Source organism: Vibrio sp. HI00D65, assembly GCF_001635455.1.
In the GTDB taxonomy this organism is placed as follows: domain Bacteria; phylum Pseudomonadota; class Gammaproteobacteria; order Enterobacterales; family Vibrionaceae; genus Vibrio.
The window spans coordinates 1-829 of sequence record NZ_LWEH01000577.1; the positions used below are offsets into that span (position 1 = coordinate 1).

An 829-nucleotide genomic window follows, 5' to 3' on the forward strand; every position below is an offset into this window, starting at 1 on the left:
CCCGGGCCTTGTACACACCGCCCGTCACACCATGGGAGTGGGCTGCAAAAGAAGTGGGTAGTTTAACCTTTCGGGGAGGACGCTCACCACTTTGTGGTTCATGACTGGGGTGAAGTCGTAACAAGGTAGCCCTAGGGGAACCTGGGGCTGGATCACCTCCTTATACGAAGATATTCACGATAAGTGTCCACACAGATTGATGGTTTAGATTGAGTTAAAGCCAGAGCTTTAATGAATAACGCGAGTTATTGATTAAAGCTTTTTGCTTTATGCTCTTTAACAATTTGGAAAGCTGACTGATTAACTCTAAGAGTTAATCAAATTAAAAGTTCTCAATGTTTATCCTTTGGATAAACACAACACAAACACATTCAAGTGTCTTGTATTCGATTCAAATCTAATTTGAATCACATTGAGTCCGGCAAACACGTAATAAGAACTAACCCTTCTTATTACAACCAAAAACCTTGGTTAGTTGCCATACATAAGACCCTTTCGGGTTGTATGGTTAAGTGACTAAGCGTACACGGTGGATGCCTTGGCAGTCAGAGGCGATGAAGGACGTATTAACTTGCGATAAGCCCAGATTAGACAGTAAAAGTCATTTGAGTCTGGGATTTCCGAATGGGGAAACCCACTTACACAAGTAAGTATCTAGTTGTGAATACATAGCAGCAAGAGGCAAACCGGGGGAACTGAAACATCTAAGTACCGCGACGAAGAGAAATCAACCGAGATACCGAAAGTAGCGGCGAGCGAAATTGGATTAGCCCTGAAGCTTTTAATGAGACAGACGAAGGCTCTGGAAAGTGGCGCAATAAAGGGTGAT

The 829-nt window shown here is 43.2% G+C and carries 2 rRNA genes; both read left to right on the forward strand.

The window, feature by feature from the left end:
- Positions 1 to 163, forward strand: a 16S ribosomal RNA gene (locus A3712_RS23945); the annotation flags it as partial.
- A gap of 343 nt (positions 164 to 506) precedes the next feature.
- Positions 507 to 829: ribosomal RNA gene (locus tag A3712_RS23950) — 23S ribosomal RNA — on the forward strand; the annotation flags it as partial.